The organism is Novosphingobium sp. B 225, assembly GCF_002198665.1.
GTDB lineage: Bacteria > Pseudomonadota > Alphaproteobacteria > Sphingomonadales > Sphingomonadaceae > Novosphingobium.
In genome coordinates this window covers 1-17,159 of sequence record NZ_MWLM01000011.1, presented here as the reverse complement: position 1 = coordinate 17,159, position 17,159 = coordinate 1, and the positions used below count along the sequence as shown (strand labels likewise).

Below are 17,159 nucleotides of genomic sequence, written 5' to 3'. Positions count from 1 at the left end.
CCGTCAGCCGCCTGCGGCGTCTGCCACCTCCCCCAAGGGGGGAGGATTACAGCGCTTCCCCAGCCGCGCGGCCGCTGGCCCAGGCCCATTGGAAATTGTAGCCGCCCAGCCACCCGGTCACATCCACCGCCTCGCCGATGGCATAAAGGCCCGGCACTTTCGCCGCCTCCATCGTGCGCGATGACAGGCCGGCGGTGGCGATCCCGCCGGCGGTGACTTCGGCCTTGGCAAAGCCCTCGGTGCCATTGGGATGGAATAGCCAATCGGCCAGCCGCGCTTCCAGACCGCGCAGGGCCTTGTCGCTCTGCGCGACAAGTTCGCCCGCCAGCCCGGCGCGTTCGAGCAGCACTGCGCTCAGCCGTTCGGGCAGGGGCAGCGCGCGCAGCAGCGACTGGCGCGGGCTGGCGCGCTTGGCGTCGAGCAGCCAGCCGGGGCGATGATCGGGCAGGAAGTTGACGCCGATCGGGCTTCGGTGCTGCCAGTAAGAGCTGATTTGCAGCATCGCCGGACCGCTGAGGCCGCGGTGGGTAAACAGCGCCGCCTCGCGAAAGCGCACTTTCTGCCAGCGCACTTCGACTTCGGCGGAAACGCCGGACAGTTCGCGGAACAGCGCCTCATCCTCGCCCAGCGTGAACGGCACCAGCGCCGGGCGCGGCTGGACCACGGAGAGGCCGAATTGCCGTGCCGTGTCATAGGCCAGGCTGCTGGCCCCCAGCTTGGGGATCGACGGCCCGCCACTGGCCAGCACCAGCGCGGGGGCGTGGTGCTGCTGCCCGCCCAGCGTCACGCTGAACTGCCCGTCGGCGTGACCGATTGCGCTCACCGGCTGGCCGAACGCGAATGTCACGCCGCCCTTGCGGCATTCCTCTACCAGCAAGTTCACGATCTGCCGCGCCGAGCCATCGCAGAACAACTGGCGCAGGGTCTTTTCGTGCCAGGCGATGGCGTAACTTTCGACCAGATCGAGGAACTGGCGCGGGGTGTAGCGGCTCAGCGCCGACTTGGCGAAATGCGGGTTGGCGGACAGGTAGCGATCGGGCGCGGTGTGGAGGTTGGTGAAATTGCACCGCCCGCCGCCCGAAATCAGGATCTTGCGGCCCGGCTCGTCATTGTGATCCACCAGCAGCACGCGCCGCCCGCGTTGCCCGGCGGTGGCGGCGCACATCATGCCCGCCGCGCCTGCGCCGATGACGATGGCGTCCCAGCTCACGCCGCAAGGATGCTCTGCGCCACGGCCTCGCCCACCTTGATCCCGTCGATCGCGGCGGACAGGATCCCCCCGGCATAGCCCGCGCCTTCGCCCGCCGGGTAGAGCCCGACCGTGTTGACACTTTGAAAGTCTTTGCCGCGCGTGATCCGCACCGGGCTGGACGTGCGGGTTTCGACCCCGGTCAACACCACGTCGGGATGGTCATACTGGGCGATCTGACGGCCGAACACCGGCAGCGCCTCGCGCATTGCTTCGACCGCGAAATCGGGCAGGCACTGCGTCAGGTCGGTCGGAGTCACACCCGGCTTGTAGCTGGGATTGACCATGCCAAGCGCGGTCGAGGGACGTCCGGCCAGGAAGTCCTCCACCCGCTGCCCCGGCGCCTTGTAACCGCCGCCGCCTGCCGCAAAGGCCGCGCTTTCAAACTTGCGCTGGAACGCGATCCCCGCCAGCGGCCCGTCGGGATAATCGCGCGCCGGTTCGATCCCGACGACGAAGCCCGAATTGGCGTTGAATTCGGCGCGCGAATACTGGCTCATCCCATTGGTGACGACGCGCCCTTCCTCGCTGGTCGCGGCGACCACGCGCCCGCCGGGGCACATGCAGAACGAATAGACCGTGCGCTGGTTGCTGGCGTGATGGACCAGGCTGTATGCCGCCGCGCCCAGCACCGGGTTCCCGGCAAAGCGGCCATAACGCGCTGCGTCGATCCAGCTTTGCGGGTGTTCGATCCTGACACCGATCGAGAACGGCTTGGCCTCCACATGCACGCCCTCGGCATGCAGCATTTCGAAGGTCGAGCGGGCTGAATGGCCAACCGCCAGGACCACGTGGTCGGCTTCCAGAAAGCTCCCGTCCGACAGGTGCAGCCCGCGCACCTTGCCGCCATCGCGCTCGATCCGCTCAACCCGCGTTTCCCAGCGGTATTCGCCGCCCAGCGCTTCGATCTGCGCGCGCAGTGATTCGACCATGGTGACCAGCCGGAACGTGCCGATATGCGGGTGCGCTTCCCAAAGGATGTCGTCGGGCGCGCCGGCGTGCACGAATTCTTCCAGCACCTTGCGCCCCAGAAAGCGCGGGTCCTTGACCCGGCAATAGAGCTTGCCGTCCGAAAATGTCCCCGCGCCGCCTTCGCCGAACTGGACATTGCTTTCCGGGTTCAATTCGCTGCGCCGCCACAGACCCCAGGTGTCCTTGGTCCGCTGACGCACCACTTTGCCGCGTTCGATGATGATCGGCCGCAGGCCCATCTGCGCCAGCACCAGCGCCGCGAACAGCCCGCACGGCCCCGCGCCGATCACCACCGGCCGCGTCCCGCTCCACCCGGCAGGCGCGCGCACCGGCGGGGTCCAGGTCATGTTGGGCGTGGGGCGCAGGTCCTTGTCGTTCGGAAACCGGGCCAGAACCGCCGCTTCGTCCGCCAGATCGACGTCAAAGGTATAGACCAGCAGGATCGCCGATTTGCGCCGCGCATCGTTGCCGCGCTTGAACAGGGTAAAGCCGCGCAGCTCCTCCGCAGCAATCCCCAGCCGCGCGCAGATCGCCGGGGCAATCGCGCCTGGCGGGTGGTCAAGCGGCAGGGACAGTCCGGACAGGCGCAACATGGGCAATTCAGTTCGTCGGACAGGAAAAATGTGGTGAGCCCTGCTGGGTTCGAACCAGCGACCTACTGATTAAAAGTCAGTTGCTCTACCGACTGAGCTAAGGGCCCCGACCACGGCTGCGCGCTTAGGGGGCGGCGCGCGCCGGGTCAAGGGTGTGGCTTGGCCAGACGCGCGCTAAGCTGGCGCAAGGTGAGACCGGTGATCGGATCGCGCCAGGTTCCAGCCATGCCCAGCGCCGGGGCCAGCACGAATTGCCGCTCGCGAAACAGCGGGTGCGGCACGGTGAGATCAGGCGAGGACCAGCACCCGCCGCGCCACAGGATCAGGTCGAGATCGAGCACCCGGCTCGACCAGCGCTGCCCGCGCTTGGTCCGGCCGAACTGGCGTTCGATCTGCTTGAGCGCGCCGAGCAATTCCGGCGGGGAGAAGCGGCTTTCCACCACCGCCGCGCTATTGGCATAGCGCCGCAGCGAGGGGCCGATGGGCGCGCTGCGGATCACCGGGCCGCTGGCGGTCACTTTGATCCCTGCCGCCTCCAGTGCGTCCAGTGCCGCGCCCAGCACCCGTTCGGGCGCACCGAAACGCGGATGGCGCTGGTTGGAGCCGAGCGCGATCAGATAGCTCTCAGTCATCCCCTCCCCTCACCGTTCGTGTCGAGCGAAGTCGAGACACGTTCGCGCAGCGCCAGTGTGTCTCGACTTCGCTCGACACGAACGGGGAAGGGTGGGAACAAGTATCAAATATCCTGCGCGATCCGCCCATAGAGCTGCGGGCGGCGGTCGCGGAAAAAGCCCATGCCGGCGCGGTGGGTGGCGGCGCGGCCAAGGTCCAAGGTGCGCACCAGCACGCCGCTTTCTTCCGCGCCGAACTGTTCCACCAGATCGCCCCATTCGTCAGCGATGAAGCTGTGGCCGTAGAACCGCTGCCCGTCCTCATCGCCAATGCGGTTGGCGGCCACCACGGGCATGCAGTTCGACACGGCATGGCCCTGCATCGCCCGGCGCCACATCCGGCTGGTGTCGAGCCCAGCGTCGTAAGGCTCGCTACCGATCGCGGTGGGATACAGCAGCACTTCGGCCCCCAGCAGCGCCATCACCCGGGCGCATTCGGGATACCACTGGTCCCAGCAGATCCCCACGCCGATCTTGTGCCCGAACGCGTTCCACACCTTGAACCCGTCATTGCCGGGACGGAAATAGTACTTTTCTTCATAGCCCGGGCCGTCGGGAATATGGCTTTTGCGGTAGGTGCCCTGGATCTGGCCATCGGGATCGATCCAGGCGAGCGTGTTGTAGTAATGATGCCCGTCACGCTCAAAAAAGCTGGTCGGGATCGCGATCTTGAGCTTCGCGGCAAGCGCCTGCATCGCCCGGACCGATGGGTGATCGGCCGTCGGGCGGGCGAGCGCGAACAGCGCCTCGTCCTCTACCTTGCAAAAATATGGCCCGGAAAACAGTTCCGGCGGCAGCACCACTTGCGCACCCTTGGCCGCGGCTTCCTCAACCAGCATCGAAACCGCGACGATATTCCCGGCCTCGTCATGCGAGCCGAGCGGCAATTGCAGGGCGGCGAAAGTCAGCGTGCTCATGCCGGGCCCAATATCAGCGCCGTTTGCGGAACAACAGCGTCATCCGGTCGCTTTCGCCGATTTCGGTCAGCCGCGCCTTTTCCGCCGGATCGGTCACGCCCGAAAGGTTGGGCGGCAGCATCCACACGCCATTGACGTGGTTGGCGGGGTCTTTCTTGTTGGCGTTGATTTCGCTCTTGCCGACCAGTTCATAGCCGCAGGCTTCGATCATCGCGATCACATCTGCCTGGCGCATATAACCCTTGGTGCCATCGAGATAGGCGGCAGGGGCCTTGTCCTTGCCGCGGTGTTCCTCGATCCCCAGCAGGCCGTCTTCCTTGAGCAGGCCGGAAATGGTCGCCAGTTCGCGCCGCAGCAGGTCCAGCCGCCACAGGTTGTGAATTTCGCGCATGATCAGCACCCGGTCGACCTTGCCCTTGAGCTCAGCGGGCAGATCGTCGCTGTTCCAGCCTTCGGTCGGGGCCAGATCGGCCTGCCCCGCCAGCCAGGGCGCGGATTTCGCTGCCCAGGCATCGTGCAGCGCGCCATAGCCCTTCTTCATGTTGTCAGTAGAGGTGCGGACATCCGGGTTGAGGCCGATGTAGCGCCCCTTGGGCCCCAGATAGGGCACCAGCACCCGTGTGTACCAGCCGCCCGAAGGCATGTAATCCACCACGGTCATCCCCGGCTTGACCTTGAAAAAGGCCAGCGTCTGGGCGGGATGGCGATGGGCATCGCGCACCCGGTCCCCGTCGCGGGCGGGGTTGGCCAGCACCACGGCCATGGCCTGGGCATCGGTGATCTTTTCCTTCGCCGCCAGCGGGGCCTGGACTGGCACGGCCAGCGAAACAGTCATGGCGAAGGCGGACAGGGCAAGCAGCGAACGGCGCATGGCAAAGGTTCTCCCGTGGGAATTTCAATTGGTTCGTGGTCTAACGCAGTGGGCGTGGATGACAAGCAGGCATGGGGTTCCTATCTTGGCGGTCCACAGAACGGGAGAACAGGCACATGGCTCAGGCAATTCTGGCAGGCGGCTGCTTCTGGTGCACCGAAGCGGTGTTCAGCCAGCTGGCCGGAGTGAGCGCGGTCGAAAGCGGCTATATCGGCGGCAGCGTGCCCGATCCCACCTATAAACAGGTCTGCGGGGGCGACACCGGCCATGCCGAAGCAATCGGGGTAACTTACGATCCGGCGGTGATCAGCTTTGCCGACCTGCTCGACGTCCATTTCGCCACCCACGATCCGACCCAGCTCAACCGGCAGGGTAATGATGTGGGGACGCAGTACCGCAGCGCCGTGTTCCTCAATGCCGACAGCCCGCGCGATGCAGTGGAAGCGGCAATCGCCCGCGCCCAGGCCGAACGCGATGCGCCGATTGTTACCACAATCGAAGGCCCGGCAACGTGGTACCCGGCAGAGGACTATCATCAGGAATACTGGCAGGGCGAAGGCCAGCGCAATCCCTATTGCCTGGCGGTGATCCCGCCCAAGCTGGCGAAGCTGAACAAGGGTTTCGCGGGGAAGCTGAAGGGGTAGCTTTAGAGGGTGGGTTAAAGGTCCTTCCCATTTTTGCGAAGCATAAATGGGGAGGTGGCATTCGCGCAGCGAATGACGGAGGGGTAAGGGCCTCTCCGCATTACCCCTCCGTCAGCCGCCTTCGGCGCCTGCCACCTCCCCATTTGTGGCCGTCGCCAAAAATGGGAAGGATCTTTGGCACCACCAGATCCTCTCCATTTTTACGCAGTGCAAATGGGAAGGATCTAAGCAGTCCACCGCGCGACGAAAAACCCATCCAGCCCGCTGCTGTCCGCCAGCATGCCGGGATCGGTGCGCAGCCAGCCTTGCGCGGTGGGGGATAGCCCCACCGGCAGTTCATCGGCCCGGATCGGATCGGGGGCCAGCGTGACCCGCGCGGCCTGATCTTCGCCCTCGGCCGCTTCGAGCGAGCACACGGCATAGATCAGCGTGCCGCCCGGCTTAACCCACTGCGCCGCGCGGTCCAGCAATTGCGATTGCAGTTCGGTCAGCTCCGCGATCTGGCGCGGACCGATGCGGTGCAGCACGTCGGGGTGGCGGCGGCAGGTGCCGGTGGCGGTGCAGGGGGCATCCAGCAGCACGGCGTCAAACGGCACATCGGCCTGCCAGGTCAGGGCATCGGCCTTGACCAGATCGGCGGCAAGGCCGGTGCGGGCGAGGTTGGCCTCCATCCGTTCGAGCCGCTTGGCGCTGGCATCAAGCGCGGTGACCTGCCAGCCGCTCGCCGCCAGTTGCAGCGTCTTGCCGCCGGGCGCGGCGCAGAGATCAAGCACGCGGCGGCCTGTGCCGGGGCCCAGCAGCCGGGCGGGCAGGCTGGCGGCCAGATCCTGCACCCACCAGACACCGGCATCATAGCCTTCAAGGTTTTCCACCGCTGTGCCGCGTGGCAGCCGCAGATGGCCGGGCAGCAGTGATGTGCCGCCCAGCCGTTCGGCCCATTCGGCGGTCGCGGCGGGATCACCCAGGGTCAGGTCAAGCGGGGGCAGATCGCCCAGACCCATGGCAATGGCTGCGCCGCGCGGCCCCCAGCGTTCGGCCACGGCAGCGGGCAGGGTGGGGTGCGGGGGCAGGCTGGCGCCGCCCCGGACCAGCGCGGAAAAGACCCCGTGGGCCAGCCGCCGGGGGCCGCCGCTCAGCAGTTCGAGGCCGGTGGCGATTACCGCGTGGGGCGGGGTATCCAGCCGCAGCCAGCCCGCCAGCATCAGCCGCAGCACCGAACGCGGCTTGGCATCGGGCGGCAGGATTTGCCGGGTGGCGCCATCGATCAGCGCGTCAAGATCGGTCATCCAGCGCAGCACTTCGCCCGCCAGCGCCTTGGCCAGTGCCCTGTCAGGGCCGCTGCGCAGTGCCTGCAGCGCGCCGCCCGCCGCCTGATCAAGCGTCTCGCCGCGCCGCAGCACCGCATCAAGCAGGTTCAGCGCAGCCTTGCGCGCGGGGAAACCGGGAATGTCCATGCACGATGCCCCTAGACGCGATGGGCGGTGATGGCCAGATAGGGCCGATGACCAAACGTGCCACCAAACGCCCCGACAGCTTCACCAAGCCCGCGCACTGGAGCAATGAACCCGCCCCGCAGCCGCAACCGGCCAAGGTGGAGGAGGATCCGGAGGGGCTTTCGCCCACGCGTTATGGCGATTGGGTGAAGAACGGGATTGCGGTGGATTTTTGATGGAGTCCTTGTCCGCCTGACGGCGGTGCGGGAAAGCCAAGCGGCTTTCCCTGGCCTGGCCGGCCCACNGGCCGGGGGAGTGGGCCGGCCAGGCCAAGCTGATCGCGGAGGCGATCAGCGCACCAGACAGGAATTAATCCCGCCGCTTCAGCCGCTTGATCGTGCCGGAAAAGCTCAGCACCGTGCGGCCATCATCGTCGATCAGGCCGCGCACGAAGATCAGGCTGCCCCCGGCCCGCACCACTTCGCCGCGCGCGGTCAGCCTGCGTCCGGCCTGTGCTGCGCCCACGAATTCGCAATTCATCGTTGCCGTCACCCCGTGGACATCGGCGGCCATGCCGCCGGCCAGAGTGAACAGCGCATAGTCGGCAAAAGTCATCAGCGCGCCGCCGTGGATATTGCCGCCGCCGTTGCGGTTCTTGGCCTCGGGCTCAAAGGCGCAGACCAGCGGGGCGTCCGGGCCGTCATGTTCGGGGCGGACATAGAACGGGCCGGTGTGGTCTTCGAAATGATCGACCGGTTCCCAGTGATACCAACCCGCCCAGGGCCCGCCTTGCATCAGCACCAGGCCGGATTTGCGCTCTGGCGGGTTGGCGGCGGGGGGATTGTTGCTGGGATGCTCGCTCATGCGCAGGGGCACAGCAGATCGCGCGGGGGCTTGCAAGCGTGCATCAGTGCAGCGCCGCGACAGTCCAGACCACGCCGACGATCAACAGCGCGCCCAGCAGGTCCAGCATCAGCCCGGCGCGTAGCATGCGGCCCATGGTGATGTGCCCGGTGGCCCAGGCCAGGGCATTGGGCCCGGTTCCGGCGGGCAGCATGAAGCCCCAGGTCGCGGCGAAAGCGGCGGGCAGGGCCAGCAGCACCGGATCGGCTCCCAGCGCCACCACCAGCGCGGCAACCACCGGGATAATCGCGCTGGCCGCCGCGATATTGCTGGCGAATTCGGTCACCATGATCACGAACAGCACCAGGATCAGCGCGACCAGCGGCAGCGGGACATTGGCCAGCGGCAGCATCATCTGGCCCAGCCATTCGGTCAGCCCCGAAGCGGTCATGCCCATCGCCAGCGCCAGCCCGCCGCCGAACATGAAGACGATGTCCCAGGGCACCCGGTTGGCTTCTTCCCAGACCAGCATCGGGCGCCCGGTGCCATCGGGCAGCAGGAACAGCATCAGCCCGACCGCGGCGGCGATCGTCCCGTCGGTCAGCCCGCCTTTGGGGAACAGTCCTTCCAGCCAGGGCTGCGCGATCCAGGCCAGAAAGGCCAGCGCGATCAGCGGCATCAGGCGCTTTTCGGGCAGGCTCCAGGCCGATGCCTGACCAATCGCGGCGCGGGCGCGGGCGGGATCGAAATCATCCTCGTGCAGGCGGTGGACCCGGGCGATGATCAGCGCTGCGAGCGGCACTGCCAGCAGCACCAGTGGCACGCCATAGAGGCTCCATTCCAGAAAGGTGATGCGCTGGCCCACGCCCTTTTCGATCATCGCTGCAGCGATCGCATTGGTCGGCGTGCCGATCATCGTCGCCAGCCCGCCCAGCGATGCGGCAAAAGCGATCCCCATCGGCAGCGCCCCGGCAATCCCGTTCGTCTGCCCTTCGCGCACACCCCCGGCCCGCAGCATGGCGAGCCCCATCGGCATCATGATCAGCGCGGTCGAGGTGTTGGAAATGATCGACGAGATCAGCGCGGTGGCGGTCATCACCCCCAGCAGCAATTGCCATGGCGTGGCCCCGGCCAGCCCCATGATGAACAGCGCCAGCCGCCGGTGCAACCCGGTGCGTTCGATCGACAGCGCCAGAAAGCCCCCGGCGATGAACAGGAACAGGATCGGCGAGTAATAGGCCGCCGCGGTCTTGTTGGCATCGGCGATCCCGCCCAGCGGCAGGACCAGGAACGGCAGCAGCGCGGTAACCGACAGCGGCAGCGCTTCGGTCATCCACCAGGCGGCCATCCACCAGACCAGCCCGGCGGCAGTCCAGCCGGTGGCGGGCATGCCCGCCGGAGCGGGCAGGATCTGGGTGGCGATGAAACCGGCAATGCCCAGCCAGAAGCCGATGCGGCGTGCGGTCATGCTTGTTCCCCCCGGATCGGGCGGGGCCACCGGCCCCGGCCCGCAACGACCTTACTTGGGCGAGAGCACCATCAGCATCTGGCGGCCTTCCATGCGCGGATAGCTTTCGATCTTGGCCACTTCCGCGATGTCTTCCTGCACCCGGCGCAGCAGGTCCATGCCGATCTGCTGGTGCGACAGTTCGCGCCCGCGAAAGCGCAGGGTGATCTTGACCTTGTCCCCTTCGCCGATGAACTTGTTCACCGAACGCATCTTCGTATCATAGTCATGATCGTCGATGTTCGGACGCATCTTGATCTCCTTGATCTCCTGCGTCTTCTGGGTCTTGCGGGCGAGGTTGGCCTTTTTCTGCGCTTCGTAGCGGAACTTGCCAACGTCGAGGAACTTGCACACCGGCGGATCGGCGTTGGGCGAAACCTCGACCAGGTCGAGCCCGACTTCGGCCGCCTGCTCGATCGCCTCGCGGGTGTACATGACGCCGATGTTTTCGCCGTTTTCATCGATGACCCGGACCTTGTCCGATGTAATCATCTGATTGTAACGCGGTCCGCTCTTCACGGGGGGCGCCATCATGCGCCGGGGTGGGGGTGCTATGTCGTATTCTCCTGTTGCGGCAAAAAGCCTGTCGCGCGCGTCCTTAATCCGATTCGCGCCTAGGGGAAAGGGTTGAAAGAGCCCTTACGCGGCGGCGCGCCATAATGGGTACTGGATAAGCTGGCCTTTGGCGCTCAGTACGGCGTCCACGGCCCTGGCCGGTTGCAACGCCGCGATGATCGCCGGATCGGCGGCGTCCATGCCCCCGGTCAGCGCGCCGAAGGCCGGAAGCACCAGTTTGGTCTCGCTCCGCACCCAGCACGGCCGGGCAATCATCCGGCCCCGGGCATTGACGCGCAGGCGTGGGTGCCAGTGGCCCGAGAGTTCAGGGCGGGTCTCGCCCGGCACCGCCTCATGTCGCAGCACCGTGCCGGACAGCTCCAGTTCGTCAAGCGAGGTGCCTTCGCCCACTTCGCCCTGGTCGTGGTTGCCGGTGATCCACACCCAGTCGGTCGCGCGGGTCAGTGCGGCGAGCATTCCGGCGGCATGCGGTTCCAGCCGCGCCGCGCCGCCCACGTCATGGAAATTGTCCCCCAGGCACAGCACCCGCCGCGCTCCGGTATCGCGGATTGCCGTGGCCACCCGCTCCAGCGTTTCGCGGCTGTCATAGGGCGGCAGCATCTGGCCATGCCGCGCAAAAAAGCTGGCCTTTTCCAGATGCAGATCGGCCACCAGCAAGGCGCGTTCCGCCGGCCAGTACAGCGCGCGCGGCCCCGCCAGCACCAATTCCTGCCCTGCGAACGAAAAGGGAACCATGGCTTTCCCTTGCCGCAAGCCGAATTGCTTGGCAAGGGCTGCACTTGAGCCTCCTCCTCTTCAGAGGAGGGGGTTGGGGGTGGTGCTGGTCCAGCGCGAATTTCGCTGCGCGAGCGCTGCCTTCCCGGCATCGCCACCACCCCTGCCCCTCCTCTGAAGAGGAGGGGGGATTGAGGAAATATGACCGACTGGACCCCCTATACCGCGCGCGCCAAGACCTGGTTTGAACATCTGCGCGATCTGATCTGCGCCGAATTCGAAGCGATCGAGGCCGAAATGGGCAGCGATGCGAAGTTCGATTACCACAGCTGGAACCGCGAAGAGGAAGGCAATCCCAACCCCGGCGGCGGCACGCGCGGGCTGATGAAAGGCCAGGTGTTCGAGAAAGTCGGCGTCAACGTTTCAACCGTCCACGGCACTTTCGCGCCCGAATTCGCCAGGACGATCCACGGCGCGGCAGAGGATAACCCCGGCTTTACCGCCACGGGGATCAGTCTGGTTGCGCATATGGCCAATCCGCATGTCCCCGCCGTCCATATGAACACGCGGTTCCTGACCACCGCCAAGGCGTGGTTCGGCGGCGGCGGCGATCTCAACCCGCCGCTGCCCTATGCGCAGGATACGGACGAATTCCACGCCGCGTTCAAGACCGCCTGCGATGCCCATGACGGGGAATACTATCCCCGGTTCAAGGCCTGGGCCGACGACTATTTCTACATCCCCCACCGCCAGGTCCACCGCGGCGTGGGCGGGATCTTCTACGATCACCTGGAATGCGCCGACGACGCGCAGTGGGACGCGAACTTCGCCTTCACCCAGGATGTTGGCCGCACGTTTCTTGACGTGTTCCCCAAACTGGTCCGCCGCCGGATGCGCATGGCCTTCACCGATGCGGACAAGCTGCAGCAGCTGCAATGGCGTGGGCGCTATGCCGAATTCAACCTGGTCTATGACCGGGGCACGCTGTTCGGCCTGAAGACCGGCGGCAACATCGACGCGATCCTGATGAGCCTGCCGCCTGAAGCGGTGTGGTCTTGACGCGCACAATTCATGCGCATAGTTTTTGCGCATGAATGCTCCGCACATGCAGTCGCGCAAGTCCACCAATGTCTCCCTCGCTGCCGATCTGGTGGCAGAGGCCAAGGCGCTCAACATCAATCTGTCGCGCGCTTGCGAGGCCGGGCTTGAGGCCGCGCTGCGGGAAGAGCGCAAGCGTCGCTGGCAAGCTGAGAACAAGGCAGCGATTGATGCGTCGAACGCTTATGTCCGCGAGCACGGCCTGCCATTGGCGCGGTTCCGCCGGTTCTGATCAGCATGGCGCAGTTCGACTATTATGCGATTCCCGGGGAAGCGGGCTATTGGCTGGATTGCCAGTCCGACTGGATGGAAAGCTACGAAACGCGTTTCGTCGTCCCGCTTGTGCCAATTACGGTAGCGCCGCAGCCCAGCGCAGCGCGACTCAATCCACGCTTTGAGATCGGGGGGCAGTCTTTCGAAATGCTGACCCAATTTGCCGGTACGGTGCCGGCAGAGGAACTGGATCGGCGTTCCGGCTCGCTAGCGCACGATCGCTACACCATCCTCAACGCGCTCGATTTCCTGCTGACCGGGGTTTGATTGCATTGTGCGACCGGAAAGGGGCCAATTCCCCTTGCCCTTTGCCCACTTCCCCCGCCACATAGCGGTCTGATGCTGCGCCAATACGAACTTGTCGAACGGGTCATGGCCTACGATCCGGAAGCGGATGAGGCGATGCTCAACCGTGCCTATGTCTATACGGTGCAGAAACACGGCACACAAAAGCGCGCCAGCGGCGATCCCTATTTCAGCCATCCGGTCGAAGTGGCCGGCCTGATGACCGAGCTGCGGCTTGATCAGGAAACGATCATCACCGCGCTGCTCCATGATACGGTCGAGGATACGCTGGCCACGATCGAGGAGGTGGAACGCCTGTTCGGCCCGGACGTCGCCAAGCTGGTCGATGGCGTGACCAAGCTGTCCAAGATCGAGGCGATGAGCGAAAAGGAGCGCGCGGCGGAAAACCTGCGCAAGTTCCTGCTGGCGATGAGCGAGGATATCCGCGTGCTGCTGGTCAAGCTGGCGGACCGGCTGCACAACATGCGCACGCTGCATTACATCAAAAGCGCCGAAAAGCGCGCGCGGATCGCGCGTGAGACGATGGAAATCTATGCCCCGCTGGCCGAACGCGTGGGCATGTACGAATATATGCGCGAAATGCAGCTGCTCGCTTTCGAACAGCTCGAACCCGAAGCCTATGCCACGATCACCGGGCGGCTGGCGCAGATCCGCAGCAGCGAGGGCGGCCAGGTCGATTCGATCGCGCTTTCGATCAAACAGGCGCTGGCCGAAGCCGGGCTGAAAGTGGAAGTATCGGGGCGCGAGAAGCACCCCTTTTCGATCTGGAAGAAGATGGCCGAACGCCATGTCAGCTTCGAACAGATCACCGACATCATGGCTTTCCGCGTGCTGACCGAAGAAGTGCCCGATTGCTACAAGGCGCTGGGGGTGCTGCACACCACCTGGCAGATGATCCCGGGGCGGTTCAAGGACTATGTCTCAACCCCCAAAAGCAACGGTTACCGCAGCCTGCACACCAGCCTGATTTTCGAAAATTCGATGCGGATGGAAGTGCAGATCCGCAGCCACGGGATGCACCAGACCAACGAATTCGGGCTGGCCGCGCACTGGGCCTACAAAAGCCATGAACGGCCCGACGGGCAGGTGGGCTGGCTGCGCGATCTGATCGAAATCGTCGATGCCAGCCACGATGCGGAAGAACTGCTCGAACATACCCGCATGGCGATCTATCAGGACCGGATATTTGCCTTCACCCCCAAGGGCCAGCTGCTGCAATTGCCCAAGGGATCGACCCCGGTGGACTTTGCCTATGCAGTCCATTCTGACCTGGGCAACTGGGCGGTGGGTGCCAAGATCAACGGCCGCCACATGCCGCTGCGCACCGCACTGAACAACGGTGATGTGGTGGAAATCATCAAGAGCCGCAAGGCCAGCCCGCAGCTGCCCTGGCTGGGCTTTGTCGTTACCGGCAAGGCCCGCGCCGCGATCCGCCGCGCGGTGCGCGCCAAGGAGCGAGAGGAGCTGGCCGCAATCGGGCGCAAGCTGTTCGAGGATATCGTTGAACGCATGCCCAGCAAGATCGGCAAAAAGGCGGTCAAGGACGCCTGCAAGCGGCTGGGGCTGGGCAGCGAGAGCGAGCTGATGGCCGCAATCGGCAGCGCCAAGCTGGATGACCGGCAAGTGATGGAAGCGCTGGTTCCCGGCAGCGCCGCGCATTTGCCCGAACCCGATCGCTGGCCGGGGCAGGAACGGGCTATCTCGATCCGGGGGCTGACGCCGGGGGTGGGCTTTCACCTGGCCGAATGCTGCCATCCGGTGCCGGGGGACCGCATCGTTGGGATCCGCGTGCCCGACCGGGGAGTGGAAGTCCATTCGATCGATTGCCTGACGCTGGCCAGCGGGGTCGATGCCGATTGGCTTGACCTGTCATGGGGTGAACGCACCAGCGGCGCGTTGGGCCGGCTGCGCATGGTGCTCTACAACCGCCCCGGCACTCTGGCCGAAGCGGCCGGGATCTTTGCCGGCAACCGCGCCAACATCGCCAGTCTGGAAAATTCCAGCCGGGATGAATTGTTCAGCTCCTATGAAGTCGATCTGGAAGTGGCCGATCTGGCGCACCTGACGCGGATCGTCTCGGCCTTGCGGGCAAGCGATGCGGTGGCGGAAGCGGAGCGGATTTGAGGGGCCAAACGACCCTCTCCATTTTTCCCGCAGGGACAAATGGGGAGGTGGCATTCGCGCAGCGAATGACGGAGGGGCAAGAGCCTCGCCGCGTTACCCCTCCGTCAGCCGCCCTAAAACTCCAGGGTCACTTCCACCCGGTCCCCCTCGGCCAGTCCTTCGGCCTTGCGCACCGCGGCCTTGACCGGCAGCATCCAGCCCTCGCTCTTGCTGGGAAAGACTGACGTTTTGAACGTGCTGTCGCCGATGCTCGCGGTGACCTTGATTGAACCGAACCCGCCGATCGATTTTTCCAGCCGCCGCATCAGCGCCGTGCCGCTCAGCGCCTCGCCCGCTGCGCCGTCGATGGTGATGAAGAACCACGCTGCCGGGGCGGTGGGGCTGGTCCAGCGCCACAGCTTGCCGGTGTGGCGGACCTGCTCAGTCATCAGCATTTTCCTACATGCCCCGAATTTGTCATGGTCGCCGCGCTCTTTGACATCGTGATTCACTCCCGGGACCCAGCCCGGAAAAACATTTCGGGCAAAGCCGCGCCCAGCATGTGTTTCATCAACTAACTCGCCGGCCCGCGCCGCACCGGCACCGGAATATTGCACACATCCGCGCCGCCCGCAGGCCGGATAAAGAACGCATCCCGCCGATTGGCCCGCGCCTCGGCATATTTGGCAAAGCTTTGACTTTCCGTCGAAAGATACTGGTAAGCGGGCAGGTCCGCCACCTCGCTCCCCAGCCGGATTGACCGGATCGGCACTTGCTCACCCCGGCTTTCATAGACTCCCAGCGGACCCGCCCCGCGCGGCAGGCTGGACAAGTGCTCGATCCCCTCGATCACCCGCCCGACCAGCGCAATATTGCGGTCCAGATGCCGCGGGGCATGGCCGATGACGGTGTACAGCTCCGCGCCTGAGCCGGTATCCGGCGACATGTTCCGACCCACGCCGACCATGCCGTAGCAGTGGATGGGCCATTCCGCCGGAAAGTTCAGCCCGTTTGAACCAATTGGCCAACCTTTCCAGAAGGCGGTCACATCGGCATAATCATCTCCCTTATGCCACGCGACGATTTCGCCTTGGTATTCCGACATGCCGTTTGTGAAATCGACGATTTCGCCGGTCTGCGCAGTGTATTCACTCTCCGGCACCACAGCCAAACCTTCCGGCAGCTTCCGCGCCTTGGCCGCATCCTCCCCATCGGGATCGCCCCACTGCGCGACGTAGTTGTCCTGCACCCGCGTCACCGCCAGCCCGTCCCACCAATGCGCCGTGGCGAGTTTGCGGATGTTGCCGATCCAGCCTTGCGAGAACGGCCTTGGCAGCAGCTGGATCACCACCCGGCGCGCCTTGCCATTGGCCTCGGGTGCAAGGTCCATCACCAGCAGGTCGGACGCGGCAATGCCCAGCCAGTCGGCCGCAGGCGCAGCGCCGACGATTTGTGACGGGGCGGGAAATTCAGGCTTGTCCTCCGCCCCGAGCGGAGCGGCAGCGAGCAGGGCGAGCGGGATCAGCAGGTTGCGCATGGGCCGGTTCTGCCAGCCTTGCCGGCGATGGTCTAGGCCTCCTGCTCCAGCACCCCGTTCTGCACAACGCGCCAAAGCGCGAACCCTTGCGAAAGCGCCGCCACCCCGCTAGGGCGCGCCTTCCAGTGCAATGCGGAGCGGTGGCCGAGTGGTCGAAGGCGCTCGCCTGGAAAGTGAGTATACGTCAAAAGCGTATCGAGGGTTCGAATCCCTCCCGCTCCGCCACCTTGCGTTCCGCAAACATCCCATAAGCGCTTATTTCTCTTGCATTTCTGCGGATTTGTGGGCAATTGCGTTCCCTGTTTGTTTCACTGCTTCCATGTGCTTCCACGTTGATCCGGGGGCACGGCTGGGGGCAGCGATCCGGAAATTCGGGGGCATCGATGCTGACCGAGATGCAAGTGAAGAATGCCAAGGCCAGGGAGCGGGACTACAAGCTTGCCGATTCCGAAGGGCTGTACCTCTACGTCACCGCGAGGGGCCATCGCAGCTGGCGGATGAAGTACCGCTTTGCGGGGAAGGAACGCCGACTGGTGCTGGGCGCCTATCCCGATCTGGGTCTGCGCGAGGCACGGGACCGTAAGGTTGATGCGCGGAAGCTGCTGCGCGAGGGCCGCGATCCGGGGATCGAGGCAGTCAAGGCGCGAGTAGAACGCACGGTCGCCTCTGCCAACACCTTCGAGGCGCTGGCGCGCGGCTGGTACGCCCTGCAGGAGCGCCTTCCATGACCCGTCCTTGCCTTGCGTGATGTTGGCGACCACGGCGTGGAAGTGGAGGTTGGGTTCCTGGTTGCGGTTGGTATCGTGCTGGAACAGGGCAACGGTCAGGTTGTCGGTCTGGACCAGTCGCTCC

Annotated in this window: 19 protein-coding genes, 2 tRNA genes and 1 pseudogene; 8 read left to right on the top strand and 14 right to left on the bottom strand. The window is 65.3% G+C overall.

Annotated features, from left to right (window positions below):
* Positions 1 to 46: 46 nt before the first annotated feature.
* From MNBBLIKP_RS01445 to MNBBLIKP_RS01420, 6 genes are all read right to left on the bottom strand, one after another.
* The gene (locus tag MNBBLIKP_RS01445; RefSeq protein WP_254912877.1) at positions 47 to 1,210 is read right to left on the bottom strand and encodes an NAD(P)/FAD-dependent oxidoreductase; all 1,164 of its coding nucleotides are present in this window, start codon (positions 1,208 to 1,210) and stop codon (positions 47 to 49) included.
* Positions 1,207 to 2,814, bottom strand: coding sequence for an NAD(P)/FAD-dependent oxidoreductase (locus MNBBLIKP_RS01440; protein WP_088306742.1), 1,608 nt, complete (start codon positions 2,812 to 2,814; stop codon positions 1,207 to 1,209). The genes MNBBLIKP_RS01445 and MNBBLIKP_RS01440 overlap by 4 nt, the downstream gene beginning before the upstream one ends.
* A gap of 31 nt (positions 2,815 to 2,845) precedes the next feature.
* Positions 2,846 to 2,921 (bottom strand) — tRNA-Lys (locus MNBBLIKP_RS01435).
* A 39-nt stretch (positions 2,922 to 2,960) separates the two neighbouring features.
* The gene (gene folK / locus MNBBLIKP_RS01430) at positions 2,961 to 3,446 is read right to left on the bottom strand and encodes a 2-amino-4-hydroxy-6-hydroxymethyldihydropteridine diphosphokinase (RefSeq protein ID WP_088306740.1); all 486 of its coding nucleotides are present in this window, start codon (positions 3,444 to 3,446) and stop codon (positions 2,961 to 2,963) included.
* Between the two features lie 104 nt (positions 3,447 to 3,550).
* Positions 3,551 to 4,402 carry an N-carbamoylputrescine amidase gene (gene aguB / locus MNBBLIKP_RS01425; RefSeq protein WP_088306738.1) on the bottom strand — a complete coding sequence of 284 codons (852 nt, stop codon included), beginning with the start codon at positions 4,400 to 4,402 and terminating at the stop codon, positions 3,551 to 3,553.
* 13 nt (positions 4,403 to 4,415) lie between these two features.
* Positions 4,416 to 5,273, bottom strand: coding sequence for a class I SAM-dependent methyltransferase (locus MNBBLIKP_RS01420; RefSeq protein ID WP_088306736.1), 858 nt, complete (start codon positions 5,271 to 5,273; stop codon positions 4,416 to 4,418).
* 116 nt (positions 5,274 to 5,389) lie between these two features.
* Between MNBBLIKP_RS01420 and msrA the strand changes: the two genes are divergently transcribed.
* Entirely contained in the window at positions 5,390 to 5,917 is a 528-nt protein-coding gene (gene msrA / locus MNBBLIKP_RS01415; protein ID WP_088306734.1) for a peptide-methionine (S)-S-oxide reductase MsrA, read from the top strand.
* Positions 5,918 to 6,141: 224 nt separating this feature from the next.
* Here msrA and MNBBLIKP_RS01410 read toward each other — a convergent pair whose 3' ends face one another.
* On the bottom strand, positions 6,142 to 7,371 hold the full coding sequence (locus tag MNBBLIKP_RS01410; RefSeq protein ID WP_088306733.1) for an RsmB/NOP family class I SAM-dependent RNA methyltransferase: 1,230 nt from the start codon (positions 7,369 to 7,371) through the stop codon (positions 6,142 to 6,144).
* A 47-nt stretch (positions 7,372 to 7,418) separates the two neighbouring features.
* Between MNBBLIKP_RS01410 and MNBBLIKP_RS01405 the strand changes: the two genes are divergently transcribed.
* A complete protein-coding gene (locus tag MNBBLIKP_RS01405) occupies positions 7,419 to 7,586 on the top strand; it encodes a DUF1674 domain-containing protein (RefSeq protein WP_088306746.1) in 168 nt (55 codons plus the stop codon).
* A 133-nt stretch (positions 7,587 to 7,719) separates the two neighbouring features.
* On the opposite strand, the gene MNBBLIKP_RS01400 is transcribed toward MNBBLIKP_RS01405, so the two are convergent.
* The 4 genes from MNBBLIKP_RS01400 to pdeM form a co-directional block, all read right to left on the bottom strand.
* Positions 7,720 to 8,214, bottom strand: coding sequence for a PaaI family thioesterase (locus MNBBLIKP_RS01400; protein ID WP_088306732.1), 495 nt, complete (start codon positions 8,212 to 8,214; stop codon positions 7,720 to 7,722).
* Positions 8,215 to 8,257: 43 nt separating this feature from the next.
* Positions 8,258 to 9,661 (bottom strand): SLC13 family permease, encoded by a 1,404-nt coding sequence (locus tag MNBBLIKP_RS01395; protein ID WP_088306731.1) that lies wholly within the window; start codon positions 9,659 to 9,661, stop codon positions 8,258 to 8,260.
* 51 nt (positions 9,662 to 9,712) lie between these two features.
* Positions 9,713 to 10,234, bottom strand: coding sequence for a translation initiation factor IF-3 (infC, locus tag MNBBLIKP_RS01390; RefSeq protein ID WP_088306730.1), 522 nt, complete (start codon positions 10,232 to 10,234; stop codon positions 9,713 to 9,715).
* 105 nt (positions 10,235 to 10,339) lie between these two features.
* The gene (gene pdeM / locus MNBBLIKP_RS01385) at positions 10,340 to 11,011 is read right to left on the bottom strand and encodes a ligase-associated DNA damage response endonuclease PdeM (RefSeq protein WP_088306729.1); all 672 of its coding nucleotides are present in this window, start codon (positions 11,009 to 11,011) and stop codon (positions 10,340 to 10,342) included.
* Between the two features lie 180 nt (positions 11,012 to 11,191).
* Here pdeM and hemF point away from each other — a divergent pair, with 180 nt between their 5' ends.
* From hemF to MNBBLIKP_RS01365, 4 genes are all read left to right on the top strand, one after another.
* Positions 11,192 to 12,049 carry an oxygen-dependent coproporphyrinogen oxidase gene (gene hemF, locus MNBBLIKP_RS01380; protein ID WP_088306728.1) on the top strand — a complete coding sequence of 286 codons (858 nt, stop codon included), beginning with the start codon at positions 11,192 to 11,194 and terminating at the stop codon, positions 12,047 to 12,049.
* A 31-nt stretch (positions 12,050 to 12,080) separates the two neighbouring features.
* On the top strand, positions 12,081 to 12,320 hold the full coding sequence (locus MNBBLIKP_RS01375) for a type II toxin-antitoxin system CcdA family antitoxin (RefSeq protein ID WP_088306727.1): 240 nt from the start codon (positions 12,081 to 12,083) through the stop codon (positions 12,318 to 12,320).
* 5 nt (positions 12,321 to 12,325) lie between these two features.
* Complete coding sequence (locus tag MNBBLIKP_RS01370) at positions 12,326 to 12,628, top strand: CcdB family protein (protein ID WP_088306726.1); 303 nt, start codon at positions 12,326 to 12,328, stop codon at positions 12,626 to 12,628.
* A 72-nt stretch (positions 12,629 to 12,700) separates the two neighbouring features.
* A complete protein-coding gene (locus MNBBLIKP_RS01365; protein ID WP_088306725.1) occupies positions 12,701 to 14,791 on the top strand; it encodes a RelA/SpoT family protein in 2,091 nt (696 codons plus the stop codon).
* A gap of 113 nt (positions 14,792 to 14,904) precedes the next feature.
* Here the strand turns inward: MNBBLIKP_RS01365 and MNBBLIKP_RS01360 are convergent, their stop codons facing one another.
* Together MNBBLIKP_RS01360 and MNBBLIKP_RS01355 are read right to left on the bottom strand one after the other, a co-directional pair.
* A complete protein-coding gene (locus MNBBLIKP_RS01360; RefSeq protein ID WP_088306744.1) occupies positions 14,905 to 15,219 on the bottom strand; it encodes a DUF1905 domain-containing protein in 315 nt (104 codons plus the stop codon).
* A 125-nt stretch (positions 15,220 to 15,344) separates the two neighbouring features.
* The gene (locus MNBBLIKP_RS01355) at positions 15,345 to 16,307 is read right to left on the bottom strand and encodes a peptidylprolyl isomerase (RefSeq protein WP_088306724.1); all 963 of its coding nucleotides are present in this window, start codon (positions 16,305 to 16,307) and stop codon (positions 15,345 to 15,347) included.
* 134 nt (positions 16,308 to 16,441) lie between these two features.
* On the opposite strand from MNBBLIKP_RS01355, the gene MNBBLIKP_RS01350 reads away from it, so the two are divergent.
* Positions 16,442 to 16,532: transfer RNA gene (locus tag MNBBLIKP_RS01350), tRNA-Ser, on the top strand.
* Between the two features lie 158 nt (positions 16,533 to 16,690).
* Positions 16,691 to 17,035, top strand: coding sequence for an Arm DNA-binding domain-containing protein (locus MNBBLIKP_RS01345; RefSeq protein WP_088306723.1), 345 nt, complete (start codon positions 16,691 to 16,693; stop codon positions 17,033 to 17,035).
* Here MNBBLIKP_RS01345 and MNBBLIKP_RS18420 read toward each other — a convergent pair.
* Positions 17,021 to 17,152, bottom strand: a pseudogene (locus tag MNBBLIKP_RS18420) (relaxase domain-containing protein); the annotation flags it as partial. The gene MNBBLIKP_RS01345 and the pseudogene MNBBLIKP_RS18420 sit on opposite strands and share 15 nt — an antisense overlap.
* Positions 17,153 to 17,159 lie beyond the last annotated feature (7 nt).